The organism is Bradyrhizobium sp. SZCCHNR1002, assembly GCF_032381435.1.
In the GTDB taxonomy this organism is placed as follows: domain Bacteria; phylum Pseudomonadota; class Alphaproteobacteria; order Rhizobiales; family Xanthobacteraceae; genus Bradyrhizobium; species Bradyrhizobium aeschynomenes.
The window spans coordinates 948103-967508 of the sequence record NZ_JAUHIS010000001.1; the positions used below are offsets into that span (position 1 = coordinate 948103).

The following is a 19406-nucleotide window of genomic DNA, read 5'->3' on the forward strand; positions in this document are numbered from 1 at the left end:
GCGGACGCTGCGCAAGCGCCGTCCACCCGGCCGCGGTTCTCGTCCCGCCTACTCCGCCACCACCACCTTGAGGCCGCCCATGTAAGGCTGCAGCACGTCGGGGACCGCGATCGAGCCGTCGGCCTGCTGATAGGTCTCCATGACCGCGATCAGCGCGCGGCCGACCGCGGTGCCGGAGCCGTTCAAGGTGTGCACGAAGCGGGGCTTGCCGTCGCCGGCGCGGTAGCGCGCATCCATCCGGCGGGCCTGGAAGTCGCCGCACACCGAGCAGCTGGAGATCTCGCGGAAGGCGCCGCCGTCGCCCTGCCCGGGCATCCAGACCTCGATGTCGTAGGTCTTCTGCGACGAGAAGCCCATGTCGCCAGTGCACAGCGTGATGACGCGATAATGCAGATCGAGCCGGCGCAGCACCTCCTCGGCACAGGCGAGCATGCGCTCATGCTCGTCCTTGCTCGTCTCCGGCGTCGTGATCGACACCAGCTCGACCTTGGTGAACTGGTGCTGGCGGATCATGCCGCGGGTGTCGCGTCCGGCAGCGCCGGCCTCGGCGCGGAAGCACGGCGTGAGCGCCGTGAGCCGCATCGGGAGCTCCTTCTCGTCCACGATGGATTCGCGGACCAGGTTGGTCAAAGCGACCTCGGCCGTCGGAATGAGGCCGAGGCGATCGGTCTTGAGCCGCTCATCCGGCGCGATCAGCAGTTCGCCCCGCACCGCCCAGAACTGATCGTCCTCGAATTTCGGCAGCTGCCCGGTGCCGAACATGACATCGTTGCGCACCAGCAGCGGCGGATTGATCTCGGTGTAGCCGTGCTCGGTGGTGTGCAGGTCGAGCATGAACTGCCCGATCGCGCGCTCCAGCCGCGCCAGCCCCTTCTTCAGCACGACGAAGCGCGCACCGGACAGCTTTGCCGCCGATTCGAAGTCCATGCCAAGAGCCGCGCCGATCTCGTCGTGCGGCTTTGGCGCGAAGGCGTAGTTGCGCTTCGCGCCGAACACATGACGCTCGATATTGTCGTGCTCGTCCTTGCCGTCGGGCACCTCGTCGAGCGGCAGGTTGGGAATCGCCGAGAGCTCGCGCGCCAGCTCGTCGTCGGCCTGCTTGGCGGCGGCCTCGAGCTCCGGCATCGTCGTCTTGAGCTTGGCGACCTCCTCCATCAGCGCGGATGCGCGCGCGTCGTCCTTGGCCTTCTTGGCCTCGCCGATCTCCTTGGAGGCCGCGTTGCGCCGCGCCTGCGCCTGCTCGGAGGCCTGGATGGCCGCGCGACGCCGCTCGTCGATGGCCAGGAGCTGCGACGACAAGGGCGACAGACCCCGGCGCGTCAGCGCCGCATCGAAACCTTGCGGATTGTCGCGGATCGATCTGATGTCGTGCATGGTCGTTCGGTCCCTGGAACGAAAGGATGTCGGCGAGTCGCCCTGGGTCACAGGCCGGCCTGCACTACCGCGAATGGCAGCGGATGGGAACAGGCAAGCCCGGGGCAGGCCCGGGCGGCAGACCGCCTATTCGGACGGATTGGCTGGCAGATTGCCCGATCCTGACGACGAGCCGGACTTGGCCGCAGCCGCCTGCTTCTCGACGATGCTGACCGCGATGATCGCGCCCTCGTAGAGCGCCAGCAACGGCAGCGCCAGCGAGGCCTGGCTGAGTACGTCCGGCGGGGTCAGCACGGCCGCGATGATGAAGGCGATCACGATGAAATAGCGCCGCTTCTCCCGCAGCATCTGCGAGGTGACGATGCCGATCCGGCCGAGCAGGGTCAGGATGACCGGCAGCTGGAAGGCGATGCCGAACGCGAAGATCAGCGACATCATCAGCGACAGATATTCGCCGACCTTCGGCAACAGCGCGATCTGTGCAGTATCCGGACCGCCCAGCTGCTGCATGCCGAGCGAGAACCGGACCAGCATCGGCAGCACGATGAAATACACCAGCGCCGCGCCGAGCACGAAGAACACGGGCGTCGCCACCAGATAGGGCAGGAACGCGTTGCGCTCGTGCCGATAGAGACCGGGCGCGACGAATTTGTAGATCTGGGTCGCCACGATCGGAAACGAGATGAAGCCGGCGCCGAACATCGCGAGCTTGAGCTGCGTGATGAAATATTCGAGCAGCTGCGTGTAGATGAACTTGCTGTTCTCCGCGCCCGCGACCCACACGAACGGCAGCACCAGGATGTTGTAGATCTGCTTGGCGAAGAAGAAGCAGAAGATGAAGGCAATGCCGAAGCCGAGCAGCGCCTTGATCAGCCGCGACCGCAACTCGATCAGGTGATCCATCAACGGGGCCTTGCTGGCCTCGATATCTTCGACGGTCATGACGCTTTGGCGTCCTTCAGACGTTCAGCCTCAGCCGGCGCAGCCACGTCGGCAGGGTGCGGCTGCGGCTCGGGCTTGATCTCGCGCACGATGGCCAACGGTTCGCCTACGGCCTGATGGGCCTCGGCTTCCACGAAGGTCTCGGGGGTTGGAGGCTCAGGTGTGGTGGGGGTCACCGGCGTCTCTGTCAAAACGGCAACCGCGTCCGATGCCGGTGCCGCCGGCTCTGCCGGCTTGTCGATGCCCTCGATGTCCAGCGCCTTGTCGACGTCGCGTTGCAGCGACGACATCATGCCGCTGGGGGAGAAACCGCTCGCGGCTTCCTTGACCTCGTCAAAACTCTTCTTGAGGTCGGCCATCTCGGCCTCGCGCATGGCCTCCTGGAACTGCCCCTGGAACTCCGAGGCCATCCGGCGGGCCTTGCCGATCCACTGCCCGACCATGCGCAGGACGCCGGGAAGCTCCTTGGGGCCAATCGCAATCAGCGCGACGACCCCAATGACGAGCAGCTCACTCCACCCGATATCGAACATGTAACATTCCGCCTACGCGACGACGCCTCTGTTCCCGCCCTGCCCGTTCGAGCAGGTCCGCCCCTTGCGGGAGCGCGCGCCGCCCGCGCCTTTCACGCGCAGATCAAACGGCCTTGCTGCCGACATCCGTGCGGGTGGCCGAAGGCGTGGTGCCATGGTCGATCGACTTGACCGGCTCGGTCTTCTCCGGCGCCTTGTCGTCGTCCTGCATGCCCTTCTTGAAGGCCTTGATGCCTTGCGCGACGTCGCCCATCAGATCGGAGATCTTGCCGCGCCCGAACAGGAGCAGGACGACCGCGATCACCACGATCCAGTGCCAAATGCTAAGCGAACCCATCCTGCAACCCTCCAAACACCGGCGCAGCCTTCATCCGACTGCCCGTCGACGCTACCGCCGAAATCGCGCCATATCCATGGACTTGCCCGCGACACTTCGCTTCTAGCATTCGATTGCGAAACAGCAACCTGAACCAAGGCGGCAATCAGCCGAAAGCGGCGCGCGGAGAGCCCGATCTGGCCGGAAGGTAGGCGTCAGCGCCCCCAAAAACAAGCGCTTAAGGTCCGCCAAATCGGGGGCGGACCTACGTAATAACGCGAGTGTTAACGGCGCCGAGGGAGCCGTTCCTTTCCGCTACTCCCGGTGTGACGAACCGTCCTCGTCGGTATCGCGGTCGTCTTCGTCATCCGCCGCGTCGATATCGCGTTCGGCATCGACTTCGGCTTGGGGTGCTTCCTCGCCCCGAGCTTCCGTCTCATCCGCTGTATCGGCCGAAAGATCGACCAGTTCGGCAACGGGCTCATCATCCTGCTCGCCGACGAGTTCCTCGGCATCGAGCTCCTCGACGAGAGACTCCTGGATCTCGATGCTCGTCTCGACCGCCTTGTCCTCGGCGTCTGAAGTCGAGATCTCCAGATCACCGACGGCGAGCTGCGACGTCGCCTCATCGTCCAGAACGGCCGTCTCGGCCTCTGCCGCTCCCGCCTCTGCTGTTTCGGTCAGCGTGTCGATCACAGCGGTCTCGACGAGGCCAGCTTCGGCAACAGCCGTTTCCGCCTCGGACGATTCCGCTTCCGCGCCATCAGCGTCGCCAGGCTCGGCCTCGACCGCCGGTGCGAGCGCCAGATCGAGATCGCCCGGGTCCAGCGGCTCCTCGTCCTCGCGGAGCGTGGGATCATCGGATGGCGTCGGAACGGTAAAGCCGGTGGGCAGGCGCGAATCCAACAGGCCCGTGCCCTTCAACTCTTCCAGGCCCGGCAGATCGCCGAGCGTCTCCAGGCTGAACTGCGCCAGGAACGCGTCGGTGGTGCCGAACGTCAGAGGCCGGCCCGGGGTCTTGCGGCGGCCACGCGGCTTGATCCAGCCGGTCTCCAGCAGAACGTCCAGCGTCCCCTTGGAGGTGACGACGCCGCGGATCTCTTCGATCTCGGCCCGCGTCACCGGCTGATGATAGGCGACGATGGCCAGCACCTCGATCGCGGCACGCGACAATTTGCGCGTCTCGGTGCTCTCGCGCGTCATCAGCCAGGCGAGATCGCCGGCGGTGCGGAAGGTCCATTTGTTGGCGACGCGCACGAGGTTGACGCCGCGGGTGGCGTATTCCGCCTGCAGTTGCGCCAGTGCGGCCTTGATGTCGACACCTTCGGGCATACGCTTCGCGAGCGTGGCCTGCTCCAGCGGCTCGGCCGCGGCGAACAGCAGTGCCTCGAGGATGCGCAGCTCTTCGGGGCGCACCTCAGGCTCGCTCGTCGCGATCTCGTCGGGCTCTTCCATGCGCAGTTCCGCCAAGCTTGCCATGGCAGGGTCTCCTTCTTCGTTACTCAACCGTCAAGTCCGGCGCAGCCATGGCGCCGGGCTGGTTCGGTGGACGCTTACGAAAATACAGCGGCGCGAACGCCTGCTTCTGGTTCAGCTCGAGCTTGCCTTCGCGGACCAGCTCGAGCACGGCCGCAAAGCTCGATGCGAAGACGGTGGCCTTCTGTGCGGGCTCGACGACGTAGTCCAGCAGGTAGTCGTCGAGACATCCCCAATCGTCCGAGACCTCGGTCATGCCGACCAGACGCTCGAGCGAAGCACGCGCCTCCGCCAGCGACCACACGGTTCGCTTGGCCATATGCACCGACGTGACGACGCGCGACTGCCGTTGAATGGCGTAGGCCGACAGCAGGTCGAACAGGGTCGCGGTGAACTTGGGGTGCCGGACTTCGGCGATCTGTTCGGGATTGCCGCGCGGGAACACGTCACGCTGGAACTGCGGCCGGTTCATCAAACGATTCGCAGCTTCGCGGATCGCCTCCAGCCGCCGCAGCCGGTTGGCGAGCGCCGTCGCCATCTCCTCGGCACTCGGCCCTTCCTGCGCCGGCGGCTCCGGCAACAGCAGGCGCGACTTCAGAAACGCGAGCCAGGCCGCCATCACGAGATAGTCGGCGGCGAGCTCGAGCCGGATCTTGCGCGCGGCCTCGATGAACTGGAGATACTGATCGGCCAGCGCCAGGATCGAGATCTTGGCGAGGTCCACCTTCTGCTGGCGCGCCAGCGCGAGCAGAAGGTCGAGCGGGCCTTCATAGCCCTCGACGTCGACGACCAACGCCGGTTCGGCCTCGGCCAGCTCCGTTGTGGGCCGGCCGGTTTCAAACGACAGAATTTCCGCGGTCATGCGCTCGCTGGTCCCAGCCGGTTGATCAGGGCGTCGAGCTCGGCGCGCGCCGCGCCGCGATCGAAGCTTGCGGGTGTCTTGCGCACCGCGAGCGCGCGATCGGCCCGTGTCAGAGCCTGTCCCGCAAGCTCAGGTGTTTCGGCGGCGACGGCCTGCATCTCGTCCAGTCTGCCGTTGCAATGCAGAACCATGTCGCAGCCCGCCGCGACGATCGCGCGCGTGCGCTCGGCGATCGATCCCGCCAGTGCGTTCATGGAAACGTCATCACTCATCAACAAACCCTGGAACCCGATCCGCTCGCGAATCACCCGCTGAATCATTGTCGCAGAAGTCGTGGCCGGATGGGCGGCGTCGATTGCGCTAAACACAACATGTGCAGTCATCGCCATCGGCAGGTCCGACAGCGGTCGGAAGGCAGCGAAATCGGTGGCGTCGAGCTCCGCTTCGGGGGTGTCGACCGTCGGCAGCCGGAAATGGGTATCGGCCGTGGCCCGGCCATGGCCGGGGATGTGCTTGAGCACCGGCAGCACGCCGCCCTGCTCCAGCCCCTCCGTCACCGCCCGGGCGATCGCCGCCACCTTGGCCGGTGTCGTGCCATAAGCGCGATCGCCAATGACGGCATCGGCGCCGGCAACCGGCACGTCGGCCAGCGGCAGGCAGTCCACGGTAATCCCCAGCTGATTCAGATCGTCGGCGATCAGGCGGGCGCTGAGCCAGGCGGCACGAAGGCCCAGGGCCGAATCAAGGTCGTAGAGCCGATCGAACACGACGCCGGCGGGATAGGTCGGCCAGTGTGGCGGGCCAAGCCGCTGCACCCGGCCGCCTTCCTGGTCGATCAGCACGGGGGCGTCGGCGCGATCCGCGCAATTCCTTAATTCCTCAACGAGTGCAGTCACTTGAGCGGGTGACTGGACGTTGCGTTTGAACAGGATGAAGCCCCAAGGCTTCGCATCGCGGATGAACGCGCGCTCGGCGTCGGTGAGGTCCAGCCCGGCGACGCCGGTAATGAAAGCCCGCATGGTCATGCGGGCCGCATAGACCCCGCCTTCCGGGCGGTCAAGCGAGCCTTAATTGTTGCTAAACGGGAAACACTGACCGCCGGCAGTTTTCAACGTTCCGCACATCTTGTTGGCCTCTTCCTTCGTCGCGAAGGGGCCGACGGCGGCGCGGTACTTGACGCCGCCCTTCTCGCCGAGGTCCATGCGCTTGATGATCGGCTCATATTTGCCGAGCACGGCGCCGTACTTGTCCTGCACGGCCTTGTAGGATGTCATCGCCTCGGCCTCGCTGGCCTGCGACGAGATCGAGACGAGATAACCACCGGTTCGCTCCGGCTGGGTCTGTTCGGTGACCGGCACGGCCGCCGCGATGCGCGCGGGCGCCGGCGTGGCCGGTTGCGGCGTCAGCGGCATCGGGCTCTCGGCCGCCGACGCATTGGCATTGGCCGGTGACTTGCGGCCCTTCGGCGTCGCCGGGGGCTTTGTCGCAGGCGCCGCCGGCATCGCCGCGCCGCCGGGATCGGCCGCCGCCTGGTTGCCGCCGGTCACGGACAGCGTCTTGATCGGACGCGGATCAGAGTTGGGCAGGATGCCGTTGGCATTGGCCATTTGCGACATCGGAGCCGCTCCGGCGCTGGGCGGCGGGGCTCCGTTCTGGCTCATCTGCGGGAAAACGACCCGGGGGTTGCCGCCGCCGCGGGTATTCAGATCCATCGGCGTCTCCTCGCGGGACACCAGCTTCTCGCCGCCGTCATTGCCCAGCAGCCGATCCGGCACCTTCGGCGTCAGGTCCTGCTGCGCCATGATCTTGGTCGGGCTGTTGTCGGCGCGAATGATCGGCGGCTCGCCGGTGCGGCCGGACGAGATGTAGGTCTTGTAGCCATAGGCGCCGCCGGTTCCGACCACCGCAAGGGTCAGCACCGCGAGCACCGTGCTCATGCCGCTGCGGCGGCGGGGCCGTTCCTCTTCCTCGCCCTCGTCATAGCCGTCCTGGTAGCCGTACTGGCCGTCCTGGAAGTCGTTGTCGCCCTGAAACCCCTGTTGACCGGATCCCATCTGGCCAAACAGCGCGTCGTCGTAGCGCGACGAGTCCTGCTCGTTGTCGTCAAAGCCGTTGCCGCGGTCGTAGTCGCGGTCATTCTCAGCAAAGCCGTGGCGCGACTCGCCGACGCTGTAATCCAGCTTGGACAACTGGTCGGCGAACTCGGCGTTGGGATAACCCTGCGGCTGCCGGGGAGCGGCGGCTGCGGGCGCAAAATCCTGCTCGGGGAAGCCCGGCGGCTGGCCGCGTGGATCCTGATAGCCGGCGGGAAATGCCGGCGGCGCTGGCGCCGGCTGCTGCGGCTCGCGCCCCATGTCGGCGAACGGATTGGCCGCGGCGGGCTGAGCGCGCTGCATCCAGGCTGGAGCGCCGGCCGGAGGCATGCCGGCGGCCGGCTGCTCGGGAGCAGGCGCGGCAGGCCGGGCCATCGGACGCGGCTGGGACTGAGGTGTGGCCCGACCGGAAGCTGCGAAAGGATCGTTCTGCCCGATCAGACGGGCGAGTTCGGCGAGCGGATCAGCATCAGCCGACTGGTTTCCGCCGCGGCCAAAACCATCAGCGGGAAAGGGTCTGTCCTGGTAACGATCAGCCATCGTTTTGAAGCGTCCCTGCGGGTGAGCCGCATATGCGTCCTAAGGCGGACCCTGCCAGATTGAGGCCCCCAACTGAAGTCGCGTGTTTCCCCCAATCAGCGCATTGCATCAGGAGCATTAACGCCCAAGATGGCAAGTCCCGACGCCAGAACCGAGACGACGCCCTGAACCATGGCCAAACGTGCCTTGGTCAATTCTGCATCATCATCGATAATGAAGCGTAAATAGGGCAAATCCCGCCCCCGCGTCCAGTGGGCGTGAAATTCGCTTGCAAGTTCATAGAGGTAGAAGGCGACCCGGTGCGGCTCATGCGCCAGCGCCGCGCTCTCGACCGTACGTGGGTACAGCGCGAGCTGTTTCAAGAGGCCGTGTTCGGTCGGATGGGACAGTTTTTCCAGGTTCGCGCTGCTCAGGAACGCGATTCGAGCTCCCTCCTCTTCCGGCAGGTCCGGGAACATCTCCCGGGCATTGCGGAACACCGAGTAGCCCCGAGCGTGGCCGTACTGGACATAGAACACCGGATTGTCGCGCGACTGCTCGATCACCTTGGCAAGGTCGAAATCGAGCACGGCGTCGTTCTTGCGATAAAGCATCATGAAACGGACCGCATCGCGCCCCACTTCATCAACAACTTCCCGCAAGGTGACGAAGTCGCCGGAGCGCTTCGACATCTTCACCGGCTCGCCGTCACGCAAAAGCTTGACCAGATTCACGATCTTCACATCAAGAACCGCTTGTCCGGCACTTACTGCCTTCACGGCTGCTTGCATGCGCTTGATGTAGCCTTTGTGATCCTCGCCAAAGACGTCGATGAGATCCGCAAACCCGCGTTCGAACTTGTTGCGATGATTAGCAATATCGGAGGCGAAGTAGGTGTAGCTGTTGTCTGACTTGATGAGCGGACGATCGACATCATCGCCATAGGCTGTGGCGCGGAACAGCGTCTGGACTCTGTCTTCGTAGTCTTCGACGGGCTTACCCTTGGGCGGCGGGAGACTTCCCTCGTAGATATCGCCCCGCTCGCGCAGGAAATCGATGGTCTCGGCGACTTTGTTGGTGCCGCCGGTGATCAACGAGCGTTCCGAGAAGAACACGTCGTGACGGATGTTGAGCGCGGCAAGATCATCCTTGATCTCGGCCATCATCATCGCGATCGCCTTGTCGCGCACGATCGGCAGCCACTCGGCTTCCGACATCGCCTTCAGCTTGTCGCCATGCTCGGCGGCGAGCGCCTGCCCGACGGGCTTCAGGTAGTCGCCAGGATAGAGCCCGTCTGGAATCGCGCCGATCTCCTCGCCGAGCGCCTCGCGATAGCGGAGGAAGGCGGAGCGCGCGAGCACGTCGACCTGCGCGCCGGCATCGTTGATGTAGTACTCGCGCGTGACATCCCGCCCAGCGAACTGCAGCAGGCTGCACAGCGCATCGCCGAACACGGCGCCGCGGCAATGGCCGACATGCATGGGTCCGGTCGGATTGGCCGAGACGTATTCGACGTTGACCTTCGGCGCGCCCGGAACAGGCGCCAGGCGGCCGTAGTCGGCGCCTTCGCGCAGGATGGTGGCCAGCGCCTGCGCCCAGACGACGGGCTGCAAGGTGAGATTGATGAAGCCGGGACCGGCGACGTCGACCTTGGCGACCAGCTCATCGGCGCGCAACCGCTCGGCAATCTGCTCGGCGAGATCGCGCGGCTTGGCCTTGGCCTCCTTGGCCAGCACCATCGCGGCGTTGGTGGCCATGTCGCCGTGGCTCGGATCGCGCGGCGGCTCGACGACGACGCGCGAGAAATCGATGCCTTCGGGCCAGCCGGCATCCTTGGCCAGCGCGGCGCAGACGGCGTGCACGCGGGCGAGCATGTCGGCAAAAAGGTAAGGGGTGGATGCTTGTTCAACCATGCCGCCGCCTAACGCAAATCCGGGGTCGAGTCAAAAAGCCGGTGGTGCTCGGTTAAGGCAAAACGGTCGGTCATTCCGGCGATAAAGTGGCTGATGCGGCGGGCGCGATCGCTCTCCCCCGCACAGCCGTCGAGCCATCCCGCGGGCAGCGTCGCGCCGTCCTCCTGGTAGCGACCGAACAGGTCGGCGACGATGCGCTCGGCGTCGCGCATCACCCGCATGACCCGCTCGTGCCGGTACATCCGCTGCCAGAGAAACGCCTTGATGGTGGCCTCGTGCGCGGCGACATCGGCCGGAAACGCCACCAGCGGTCCGCTATGCCTCCGCACGTCGAGCGGCGACATCGGCTGCGCCTGCTCGATCCGGCGCTCGGCTTCAGTCGCGGCGGCCGCAATCAGGTAGGAGATCAGCTCGCGGACCAGCTCGGCCCCGCGCCGGATGTCGTCGAGACCAGGATAGTGCCGGTCGATCTCGTCGATCATCGCCGCGAGCAGCGGGACCTCCTTGAGGTCGCTCACCGTGAACAGGCCCGCACGCAGGCCATCGTCGATATCGTGCGCATCATAGGCGATGTCGTCGGCGAGCGCTGCGACCTGGGCCTCCAGCGAGGCGTAGCTCCACAGCTCCAGGTCGAAGCCGGCGTTGAACTCGGCAATCCCCGCGGGGATCGGTCCCTGCAACGGCCCGTTGTGCTTGACGATGCCTTCGAGCGATTCCCAGCTCAGATTGAGGCCATCGAAATCGGGGTAGCGCTGCTCGAACGAGGTGACGATGCGCAGAGTCTGGGCATTGTGGTCGAAGCCGCCATGGTCCGCCATGCAGCGGTTGAGCGCCCGCTCCCCGGCATGGCCGAATGGCGGATGTCCCAGATCGTGCGCCAGGGCGAGCGTCTCCGTCAGATCCTCGTCGAGGCCGAGCTGGCGGGCCAGCGCGCGGGCGATCTGGGCGACTTCCAAGGAATGGGTCAAACGGGTGCGGTAATGGTCGCCTTCGTGGAAGACGAACACCTGGGTCTTGTGCTTCAGCCTCCGGAAGGCGGTCGAATGGATCACCCGGTCGCAATCCCGCCGGAACGGGCTGCGGGTGCGCGAGGGCGGCTCGGCGAACAGCCGGCCCCGGCTGCGATCCGGATCGCAGGAATAAGGGGCGCGGGGGGCAGCCATTCCGACCGACACGAGCGATTGTTTCCTTTGCGATTTGATTCCAGGCCGGAGCCCACTTAACTATGGGGAGTGCCCGGCACCAAATGAATAGGGCATGACGAGCATTCCGGAGACCATTTGCCATGACTGATGCCCTGACCGGCCCCGTCACCATCAGCGAACGCGCCGCCCGCCGCATCGGCGAGATTCTCGGCAAGGAGACGGCCGGCGCGATGCTGCGCATCTCGGTCGAAGGCGGCGGCTGCTCCGGCTTCCAGTACAAGTTCGACATCGACCGCGCCAAGGCGGACGACGATCTGGTCATCGCGCGCGACCGCGCGGTGGTGCTGGTCGATCCCGCCTCGGTCCCGTTCCTCGCCGGCTCCGAGGTCGACTTCGTCGACGATCTGATGGGCGCCTCGTTCCGGATCAACAACCCCAACGCCACCGCCTCCTGCGGCTGCGGGACCAGCTTCTCGGTCTGACTCCCCTCCTCGCGGCTCAGGCCTCCGCGGTCGCCGCGGGACCGTCGGCCGGCGCAAGACTCGGCGCCTCCACGCTGGGCGCGGGCGTGCCGATCGCCTTCAGCATCGCCGCCACCATCGCCGGCTTGCGCAGCGGCTTGGCCAGGAAGTCGGTCATGCCCGCCTCGCGGCACTGCTTGATGTCGTCGGGAAAGGCGTTCGCAGTGAGCGCGATGATCGGCAGCTCGGCGAGCCGGCCGCCCTTGGCGCGGATGGTCCGCGTCGCCGTGATGCCGTCCATCTCGGGCATGCGGACGTCCATCAGCACCAGGTCGAACTCCTGCTCGGAGGCCGCCTTCACCGCCTGCAGGCCATCCGGCACGATGCATTTGTCGACGCCGAACTCCTGCAGCATCTTCGACACCACCATGCGGTTGGTGGCATCGTCCTCGGCGATCAGCACGCGCAGCGGCCGGCCGAGCTGCTCGATCCGCGTCTTGAGATCGCCGGCGCCGACCCGGTCGCCGCGCTGATCCGACACCTGCTTGTCGCTCCACGGCAAGGTCAGGCTGAAGCGGAAGGTCGAGCCCTCGCCCTGCACCGACGACACCGCGATCGCCCCTCCCATCTGCTCGATGATGCGGCGGGAGATCGCAAGCCCCAGCCCGGTGCCGCCGAAGCGGCGGTTGATCGAGGCATCGGCCTGGGCGAAATCGGTGAACAGCTTGCCGACCCGGTCGGCGGGAATGCCGATGCCGGTGTCGGAGACGCGCCACTCGATCGTCGCCTTCTGGTCGTCGCGCGACCGGCACGCGACCGCGATGGTGACGCCGCCGCGCTCCGTGAACTTCACGGCGTTGGAGGCCAGGTTGATCAGCACCTGGCGAATGCGCGCGACGTCGCCCTTCAGCGCCGGCGGCAGTTTCGGATCGATGTCGGCATTGACCAGCAGGCTCTTCGATTTCGCGTTGACCCCCATAATGGCGGTGACCGCCTCGACCAGCACCGACGGCGAGAAATCGACCGTCTCGAACTCCAGCTTGCCGGCGTTGAGCTTCGACAGATCGAGAATGTCATTGAGGATGCGCTGCAGATTGTCGCCGGATTCGCGGATGGTCATCACGGCATGGCGCTGCTCGTCATCGAGCTTGGTCTCCAGCAAGGTCGAGGCAAGGCCGAGCACGCCGTTCATCGGGGTGCGGATCTCGTGACTCATCATCGCCAGGAAGTCGGATTTCGCCCTGCTCTCCGCCTCCGCCTGCTCGGCGCGCCAGCGCTCGGTGACGTCGCGGCCGAAACCGCGATAGCCGGCGAACTTGCCTTCGTAGTCGCGCGCCGGGCGTGCGGTCAGCGCCCAGCGCCGGCGCTCGCCGCCAGCGACCACGACATGGATCAGGATCTCCGGGATCGAGAGCCGCTGCGCCATGCGGTCGGCGAAGGTCTTGAGCGTCGCGGTATCGGTCGGGCACAGATATTTCAACGTATCGATCAGCCGTTCGCCCTTGAGCTGGTCGAGCGGCAGTTGCGCGACGTCGGCAAAGCGTTGCGGCGCATCGATCAGGCGCCCCTCGGCGTCGGTCTGCCACAGCCAGCTCGCGGCATTCTCCTGGAATTCCTTCAGCAGCAGCGAGATCGTCTCGTTCTGCCGCTCGTGGCGGATCTGCGCCTTCAGGTTCTCCAGGAACACATTGCCGTGCGACACCAGGTGGCGCACCATGAAAGACGTGTAGAGTCCCAGGAACACCACGAGCACGAGAAAGGTCGTACCGCCGCACAGGAGCAGCGAGGCGACCGAGCACAGCATCAGGGTCCAGGTGTAGGCGAGGCCCGCCCGCGGCACGCTCGACATCGCAAACGCACCGCCCGAGATCATCCCGGTCATCAGCGATCCGACGATGATCTGCAGATGTGGCTCGACCTGCGGCATCACGATCAGCGGCAGCGATCCCCACACGGCCGAGAGGAAGAACGCCTGCAGGGTCATCCGATTGATGGCGCGCTCCGATGCCTCCTGCGGGCGCGACTTGCGTGCACGCCACCAGCCGCGCAGCGCCAGGGCGCCGGCCACGCCGATCGCCGCGCCCCAAGCGGTGAGGAAGAGGTTGGAGACGGTATTCCAGAACACGCCGAGAATGATCGCGGCATTGGCGAAATTGATGCCGATCGTGACCGGCACGAGGCGCGCCACGGCATCGATCTGCCGCGCCCGGATGCGACGGCGATCGCGCTCCGTGAGAGCTTCGTCATCGAGACCTTCGATGGCGCCGAAGCCGCCGATCCAAAGGAAGAAAGCACCCAGCGGGCTGCCACCGGCAGATCGCTTCGCGCTCGTGAGATCCCCAGGCCAATTCATGAGGGCGCAGTACTTTCCTTGTGATCCCCTTGCCATGCCTGATCGGCTGCTTCAGCCACGTTAATTGTCCCGCCCGTAGAATTACGGAACCATGACATTCGCCGTGAAATCGCATCGTCCGCCGGTCATTTTCGACGGAGCTGGCAGTTCTGGAACGCGGCGCGTCGTTCTCGCGGCATGATCTGCCCGAGCCTTGCATCTGGTTTTCACCCTCTCGGAAACGAGGGCGCAGGGAATGCCGGGTGCTGGCCGCAACCCATGGCCCGCCTGCAGAAAAAAAGCAGGCGGCAGTCACCACAGGTCCAGCCGGTCAACCGGCATTCCCTGCGCGATGGCGTTACGCCTTATACGCACTCTCCCCGGGGACCGGCTGTCTTGCCCCCGTGACCGGCGGATCATCGTCACCACCGGCGTGGCCTCAGCGTCGGGAGACCAGGACCATGCGATTTCGGCGTGCGCCGGAGCCGTTCGTCCGCACGGCATCAGCCATGCTGCAGCTCCAAGCGCCCATCGCATCCCGCCTCGCGTGTCGTGACGATCGCGATACGCCCCTCGTGCCGGGGCGGGACGGCCTGAATGAAGCACGATTTCTGATAAAAAGAAACACCAAAATGTTCAGCCGCGCCACTGGTCGGACCGATCGGCTTGACGGGACTGCTAAAATTAGTTCTTGCGCGCAGAGGATTTTTGCCCCCGCGCCACGGTTTGACGCGAACAAACAAGCCTCACCGCGCACATTGATTTGCCCGACGGCCGCGAGCGGCGCGCAAGTTTGGCAACGATCAGAGCTTGAACACCCGCGCGGCATTGCCGCCGAGAAACAGCTCGCGCGCCTCGGCATCGAGCCCGAGTTCCTCGAGCCCTTCGAGCGCCTTGGCCGGCGTGATCATCGGATAGTTCGTACCGAACAGCACCTTCCGCCGGCCGTTCGTCTTCATGTACTGCACGATCTCCGGCGGATAGCGCTTCACCGTGTAGGCGGACGTGTCGATGTAGACGTTCGCGTGCTTGGTGGCGACCGCGATCATCTCCTGCGTCCAGGGATAGCCGATGTGCCCGGCGACGATGACGAGCTCGGGAAAATCCAGCGCCACCTCGTCGATATAGGGAATCGGCCGGCCGGTCTCCGACGGCCGCAGCGGCCCGGTGTGACCGACCTGGGTGCAGAACGGAATCCCAAGCTCGATGCATTCGGCGAACAGCGGATAGAACCGGCGGTCGGTCGGCGGCACGCCCCACAGCCAGGGCAGCACGCGCAGGCCCTTGAAGCCGAGCGTGCGGACCGCGCGCCGGAGCTCGCGCACCGCCTCCATCGGGCGGGCCAGATCGGTGCTGGCGATGCCGACGATGCGGCCGGGATGACTCGCCGTGACAGACGCGACCTCGTCGTTGGAAATCATCCAGCCATGCGGCGCGCACCACGCCGAGGCGAGGCCGACGGCCACCCCGCCCTCGTCCATCGCCGCGATCGTCATCTCCTCCGTGATGACCTCCGGACGCGGCGTCTTCGCCGTCCAGCGCCGCAGCGAGGCGAACATCGGATCGGCCGAATGGCGCGCGGTCGGATGCTGCATCCAGGCATCGATGATCCGTGACATGACGGGCCTCCCCAAAGCAGTGTTAGAGTTATACTCTAGAGCAATACTCTAGAGCGTGGCGCGTTATGTTGTCAAACCGGGGATCGACGCCCGGAAAGAGGAGCGGTGAGCCGATGATGCGCAAGACCAGCCGGGAGCGGATCATCGACGCCGCGCTGGCGGAGTTCGACCACAGCGGCACCGAGGCCGCGACCATCGCCGCGATCTGCGAGCGCGCCGGTGTCTCCAATGGCAGCTTCTTTCACGCCTTTCCCTCGAAGGAGGCGGTCGCCGGCGCGGTGTTCCTGGCGGCGCTCGACGCCTATCATGACGCGCTGGTCGGGGCGCTGGCCGGCGAGCTCCCGGCCCGGGACGGCGTCGCCGCGCTGGTGACGGCGCATCTGCGCTTCGTCATCGACCACCGCGCGCAGGCCCGCTTCATGTTCGTGCATGCGGCAGGCGCCCATGCGGCGGCGATCCGTGACGCCCAGGCCGCCAGCAACGCGCGGTTCCGTGCAGGACTTGCGCGCTGGTACGAGCCGAACCTGGCGCGCGGCACGCTGGTCGCGCTGGCTCCGGAGGTCCTGATCAGCCAGATCATCGGGCCGGCGCAGCTGTTCTGCCGGGCCTGGCTGGCCGGCCGCAGCCGCGGCAAGCCGGACGTCCATCTGCCGGACCTGATCGCCTGCGCCGTTCGCGCCGTGGTGACCGGCGCGGCGAAGAACGATTGACGATCAGATCACCGCGCCGGAGGCGTAGGCGCCGGCCCAGTTCGGAAAGCCGTTCTGCGTAGCGCGCGCGGCGGCGTGATCCCAGTCATAGGCGAGCGCCAGCAGCTCGGCCTGCCAATGGCCGCGACGCTCGGTCAGCACGGCGTAGCGCGCATGCGGGGAGCGATATTCGAGTTGCGCCGCGATCGGGATGTCGCCGAACACGGGACAGCCGACGCTGCCGGGATTGACGACAAGAGGCCCGCGCGGCACCTGCACCATCGCCTGGCGGTGGCTGTGGCCGCACAGCACGAGCGTGGCGCCGCCGAGGTCGACGAGGCGCGCGGCCAGCACGTCGCGGCGTGCCGCGACGTAGCGGCCGTCATCGAGCACCTCCTCAAGCAGCAGCGCGCTGTCATTGTCGGGTGTGCCGTGCACTGCAAGGATGCCCTGCTCCAGCGCGAGCCGCGGCGGCAGCGCGTGCAGCATACGGCGCTGCTCGGCGGTCAGCGCGGCGCGCGCGAAGCGGCCGGCGGGAGACAGCTTCTGGTCGGAAAATTCCTCGATCCAGCGGTCGTGATTGCCGCGCACGGTGGGAAGGGCCAGCGACTGCAGCAGCTCGAACGTCTCGCGCGGCCACAGCGGGCTGGTGACGCAGTCGCCGAGATTGACGGTGGCATCGACGCCGCGCGTCCCGATATCCGCGAGCACCGCCTCCAGCGCCGGCAGATTGCCGTGCACATCGGATATTACAGCCAGCCGCATCGATCGTCTCCTTCGTCACGCAGTTTGAACGGTTCGTCAGCAGCGAACTTTAGCATCCTCGTCATTGCTGCTTTCTTGATAGATGGGTCAATCCCTCACTGCATTGCGCCGATCGCGAACACATCGGCACGCTCGATGATCAGATCGCGAAACAATCGCGCCCGGTGGGACATCCATTGCGGGTCGGGATAGACGACGTGCAGCGGCAGCGAGGGGACGTCGTAGTCGGGCAGCAGATGGATCAGCTTGCCGGAAGCGATGTAACCGACGGCGCACCAGTCGGGCAGCACGGCGGCGCCGAGGCCTTCGAGCGCGGCCAGCGTCATGATGTCGGCGTCGTCGCAGGTGAGCGAGGGCGTGATTCCGACAACGTGGCGGCCGGTCTCGGACTCGAAGCTCCATTCGTTCTTCGGCGACAGCCGCGAATAGGTCACGCAGGGCAGCTGGCGCAGATCGTTCGGCAGCCTGGGCGCGCGATGACGTGAGAGTAGCGATGGCGCCGCGACCAGCAGCCGCTTCACGGTGCCGACGCGGCGCGCCACCAGCGAGCTGGATGAGAGCACGCCGATGCGGATGGCGAGCTCGGTGCCGGTCTCGACGAGGTCGACGAACTGCTCGGTGAAGCGGATGTCGAGCCGCACCTCGGGATAGCGGCGGCCGTATTCGGCGAAGATGTCGGCGAAGAAATAGCGGCCGAACGAGGTCGGCACCGTCATCCGCAACGTGCCGGAGGGCGCCCCGACCCGTTTCGGCGACGGCACGCCGGCGCTCTCGAACAAGGTGACGATGTCCTTGGCGAGCTTCAGCACCCGATCGGCCTCGGGCGTGGGACGCAGCTTGCGCGTGGTGCGGACGAACAGCCGGCAGCCGAACTGCTCCTCCAGGAGCGCGATGCGCTTGGTGATCGCGGGCTGCCCCAGGCCGAGATCGGCCGCGGCCTGGGTGAAGCTGCCGGCCTCCATGACCCGGATGAAGGTCTGCAACGCGTCGATACGGTCCATCCATTCCTCCCCGGAATGAGTTTTATTCTTGCCATTCCGTATACGTGATCGGGAGGACTGGTCTAGCCTCTCAAAAAAATCAAACGGAGGGAGACCCATGGAGAAGTCGATTGGCATCGTCGGCGCCGGCATCGGCGGACTGCATCTCGCGCTCTATCTGCAGAAGCACGGCATCCAGGCCACCGTCCTGACCGACCGCGAGCCGGAGCAGTATGCTGCAACGCGGCTGATGAACACCGTGGCGCACCACGGCATCACGGTGGCGCGCGAGACCGAGCTCGGCGTCAACCATTGGGACGATCCCGAATTCGTCTATCACCACCACGATCACTTCTTCAATTTCCCGGGCAGCCCCCTGCTCTTTCGCGGCGCGTTCAAGCAGCCGAGCCGCGCGGTCGACTACCGGATCTATTTGCCGGCGCTGATGAAGGATTTCGAGGATCGCGGCGGCTCCATCGAATATGCCAGCATCCAGGACGACGACATTCCGGCGCTGGTGGCACGGTTCGATCTGCTGGTGGTGTCGACCGGCAAGGGTGCGCTCGGGCGGATGTTCAGCCACCGGCCGGAGCTGTCGCCCTACAACCAGCCGCAGCGCCTGCTCTGCGTCGGCCTCTATGATGGCGTCGATCACGGCAGCCCGGACGGCGACGATCCGCGCGGCGTGACGCTGTCGGTCTCGCCCGGGCATGGCGAGATGATCGTGATTCCGACGCTGACATTCGGCGGCATGAAGACGGCGCTGCTGATGGAGAACATTCCCGGCGGCGACATGGCCGATCTCGTGTCGCTCAACTACGATGCCGATCCCACAGCGTTCCGGCAGACGATGCTGGACAAGCTCGAGAAGCACCATCCGCACACCTACAACAAGATCGATACGCACCGCTTCGACCTGCAACCGCTGGACCTGCTGCAGGGCGCGGTGGTGCCGACGGTGCGGCGCTCCTCGGTCAGCTTCGACGACGGCAAGATCGCGCTCGCGCTCGGCGACGTGCATTCGGTGGTCGATCCGATGATGGGCCAGGGCGCCAACATGGCCTCCTATGCGGCGTTCGAGCTCGGAAAGGCGATCGTCGACGCCGTCGCGTTCGACGACCGCTTCGTCGAGACGGTCGATCGCGCCCGCGAGAACCGGGTGCTCGCGGCGGCGCGCTGGACCAATCTGATGCTGCAGCCGCCGTCGGAGGCGATGGGCCGGCTGATCTTCACGATGGCGCAGAACCGCGCGCTCTGCGACGAGTTCACCGACAATTTCAACTATCCGGAACGGCAATGGGACCGGCTCGCGAGCGACCGGCGCATTCATGCCTGGATCGACGAGCGAACGCCGCTCGCAGCGTGACATCGCAGCGGAGCAGCTGAC

17 protein-coding genes are annotated in these 19406 nt (G+C 66.0%); 3 read left to right on the forward strand and 14 right to left on the reverse strand.

The features are described 5' to 3' along the window. Positions 1 to 48: 48 nt before the first annotated feature. The 10 genes from serS to QX108_RS04245 form a co-directional block, all read right to left on the reverse strand. Positions 49 to 1374, reverse strand: coding sequence for a serine--tRNA ligase (serS, locus tag QX108_RS04200; protein ID WP_315778614.1), 1326 nt, complete (start codon positions 1372 to 1374; stop codon positions 49 to 51). Positions 1375 to 1500: 126 nt separating this feature from the next. Continuing rightward, positions 1501 to 2316, reverse strand: a complete 816-nt coding sequence (tatC, locus tag QX108_RS04205; protein ID WP_315720272.1) for a twin-arginine translocase subunit TatC — start codon at positions 2314 to 2316, stop codon at positions 1501 to 1503. Then, the gene (gene tatB, locus QX108_RS04210; RefSeq protein ID WP_172108569.1) at positions 2313 to 2849 is read right to left on the reverse strand and encodes a Sec-independent protein translocase protein TatB; all 537 of its coding nucleotides are present in this window, start codon (positions 2847 to 2849) and stop codon (positions 2313 to 2315) included. Before tatB ends, tatC begins: the two co-directional genes overlap by 4 nt. A 103-nt stretch (positions 2850 to 2952) precedes the next feature. After that, positions 2953 to 3186: a twin-arginine translocase TatA/TatE family subunit gene (locus QX108_RS04215; RefSeq protein ID WP_172108567.1), complete on the reverse strand. Its 234-nt coding sequence runs from the start codon at positions 3184 to 3186 to the stop codon at positions 2953 to 2955. A gap of 294 nt (positions 3187 to 3480) precedes the next feature. Next, positions 3481 to 4644 (reverse strand): SMC-Scp complex subunit ScpB, encoded by a 1164-nt coding sequence (gene scpB, locus QX108_RS04220; RefSeq protein ID WP_315778611.1) that lies wholly within the window; start codon positions 4642 to 4644, stop codon positions 3481 to 3483. 19 nt (positions 4645 to 4663) lie between these two features. Next, positions 4664 to 5503 carry a segregation and condensation protein A gene (locus tag QX108_RS04225; RefSeq protein WP_172108563.1) on the reverse strand — a complete coding sequence of 280 codons (840 nt, stop codon included), beginning with the start codon at positions 5501 to 5503 and terminating at the stop codon, positions 4664 to 4666. Continuing rightward, positions 5500 to 6528: a beta-N-acetylhexosaminidase gene (gene nagZ / locus QX108_RS04230; protein WP_315778609.1), complete on the reverse strand. Its 1029-nt coding sequence runs from the start codon at positions 6526 to 6528 to the stop codon at positions 5500 to 5502. Before nagZ ends, QX108_RS04225 begins: the two co-directional genes overlap by 4 nt. 42 nt (positions 6529 to 6570) lie before the next feature. Then, the gene (locus tag QX108_RS04235; RefSeq protein WP_315720276.1) at positions 6571 to 8136 is read right to left on the reverse strand and encodes an SPOR domain-containing protein; all 1566 of its coding nucleotides are present in this window, start codon (positions 8134 to 8136) and stop codon (positions 6571 to 6573) included. A 95-nt stretch (positions 8137 to 8231) separates the two neighbouring features. Further along, the gene (argS, locus tag QX108_RS04240; RefSeq protein WP_315778606.1) at positions 8232 to 10028 is read right to left on the reverse strand and encodes an arginine--tRNA ligase; all 1797 of its coding nucleotides are present in this window, start codon (positions 10026 to 10028) and stop codon (positions 8232 to 8234) included. Positions 10029 to 10036: 8 nt separating this feature from the next. Further along, positions 10037 to 11203, reverse strand: coding sequence for a deoxyguanosinetriphosphate triphosphohydrolase (locus tag QX108_RS04245; protein ID WP_315778604.1), 1167 nt, complete (start codon positions 11201 to 11203; stop codon positions 10037 to 10039). Positions 11204 to 11313: 110 nt separating this feature from the next. Between QX108_RS04245 and erpA the strand changes: the two genes are divergently transcribed. Beyond that, complete coding sequence (gene erpA, locus QX108_RS04250; protein ID WP_172108553.1) at positions 11314 to 11655, forward strand: iron-sulfur cluster insertion protein ErpA; 342 nt, start codon at positions 11314 to 11316, stop codon at positions 11653 to 11655. 16 nt (positions 11656 to 11671) lie between these two features. Here erpA and QX108_RS04255 read toward each other — a convergent pair whose 3' ends face one another. Further along, a complete protein-coding gene (locus QX108_RS04255) occupies positions 11672 to 13987 on the reverse strand; it encodes an ATP-binding protein (RefSeq protein ID WP_315720279.1) in 2316 nt (771 codons plus the stop codon). Between the two features lie 782 nt (positions 13988 to 14769). Continuing rightward, positions 14770 to 15585, reverse strand: coding sequence for an amidohydrolase family protein (locus QX108_RS04260; protein ID WP_315778601.1), 816 nt, complete (start codon positions 15583 to 15585; stop codon positions 14770 to 14772). Positions 15586 to 15698: 113 nt separating this feature from the next. Here QX108_RS04260 and QX108_RS04265 point away from each other — a divergent pair, with 113 nt between their 5' ends. Beyond that, complete coding sequence (locus QX108_RS04265) at positions 15699 to 16295, forward strand: TetR/AcrR family transcriptional regulator (protein ID WP_315778600.1); 597 nt, start codon at positions 15699 to 15701, stop codon at positions 16293 to 16295. 3 nt (positions 16296 to 16298) lie between these two features. On the opposite strand, the gene QX108_RS04270 is transcribed toward QX108_RS04265, so the two are convergent. Both QX108_RS04270 and QX108_RS04275 read right to left on the reverse strand, forming a co-directional pair. Next, entirely contained in the window at positions 16299 to 17039 is a 741-nt protein-coding gene (locus QX108_RS04270; protein WP_315720282.1) for a metallophosphoesterase family protein, read from the reverse strand. Positions 17040 to 17134: 95 nt separating this feature from the next. Beyond that, positions 17135 to 18040 carry a LysR family transcriptional regulator gene (locus QX108_RS04275; RefSeq protein ID WP_315778597.1) on the reverse strand — a complete coding sequence of 302 codons (906 nt, stop codon included), beginning with the start codon at positions 18038 to 18040 and terminating at the stop codon, positions 17135 to 17137. 97 nt (positions 18041 to 18137) lie between these two features. Between QX108_RS04275 and styA the strand changes: the two genes are divergently transcribed. Then, a complete protein-coding gene (gene styA / locus QX108_RS04280; protein WP_172183041.1) occupies positions 18138 to 19385 on the forward strand; it encodes a styrene monooxygenase subunit StyA in 1248 nt (415 codons plus the stop codon). The last annotated feature ends 21 nt before the right edge of the window (positions 19386 to 19406 follow it).

Excerpts from the sequence above, each read along its gene's own strand:
- argS (WP_315778606.1), bottom strand. The coding sequence starts at position 10,028 with ATGGTTGAACAAGCATCCACCCCTTACCTTTTTGCCGACATGCTCGCC.
- tatB (WP_172108569.1), bottom strand. The coding sequence starts at position 2,849 with ATGTTCGATATCGGGTGGAGTGAGCTGCTCGTCATTGGGGTCGTCGCG.
- QX108_RS04265 (WP_315778600.1), top strand. The coding sequence starts at position 15,699 with ATGATGCGCAAGACCAGCCGGGAGCGGATCATCGACGCCGCGCTGGCG.
- QX108_RS04260 (WP_315778601.1), bottom strand. The coding sequence starts at position 15,585 with ATGTCACGGATCATCGATGCCTGGATGCAGCATCCGACCGCGCGCCAT.
- QX108_RS04275 (WP_315778597.1), bottom strand. The coding sequence starts at position 18,040 with ATGGACCGTATCGACGCGTTGCAGACCTTCATCCGGGTCATGGAGGCC.
- QX108_RS04225 (WP_172108563.1), bottom strand. The coding sequence starts at position 5,503 with ATGACCGCGGAAATTCTGTCGTTTGAAACCGGCCGGCCCACAACGGAG.
- tatC (WP_315720272.1), bottom strand. The coding sequence starts at position 2,316 with ATGACCGTCGAAGATATCGAGGCCAGCAAGGCCCCGTTGATGGATCAC.
- serS (WP_315778614.1), bottom strand. The coding sequence starts at position 1,374 with ATGCACGACATCAGATCGATCCGCGACAATCCGCAAGGTTTCGATGCG.
- styA (WP_172183041.1), top strand. The coding sequence starts at position 18,138 with ATGGAGAAGTCGATTGGCATCGTCGGCGCCGGCATCGGCGGACTGCAT.
- QX108_RS04255 (WP_315720279.1), bottom strand. The coding sequence starts at position 13,987 with ATGAATTGGCCTGGGGATCTCACGAGCGCGAAGCGATCTGCCGGTGGC.
- nagZ (WP_315778609.1), bottom strand. The coding sequence starts at position 6,528 with ATGACCATGCGGGCTTTCATTACCGGCGTCGCCGGGCTGGACCTCACC.
- QX108_RS04215 (WP_172108567.1), bottom strand. The coding sequence starts at position 3,186 with ATGGGTTCGCTTAGCATTTGGCACTGGATCGTGGTGATCGCGGTCGTC.
- scpB (WP_315778611.1), bottom strand. The coding sequence starts at position 4,644 with ATGGCAAGCTTGGCGGAACTGCGCATGGAAGAGCCCGACGAGATCGCG.
- erpA (WP_172108553.1), top strand. The coding sequence starts at position 11,314 with ATGACTGATGCCCTGACCGGCCCCGTCACCATCAGCGAACGCGCCGCC.
- QX108_RS04270 (WP_315720282.1), bottom strand. The coding sequence starts at position 17,039 with ATGCGGCTGGCTGTAATATCCGATGTGCACGGCAATCTGCCGGCGCTG.
- QX108_RS04235 (WP_315720276.1), bottom strand. The coding sequence starts at position 8,136 with ATGGCTGATCGTTACCAGGACAGACCCTTTCCCGCTGATGGTTTTGGC.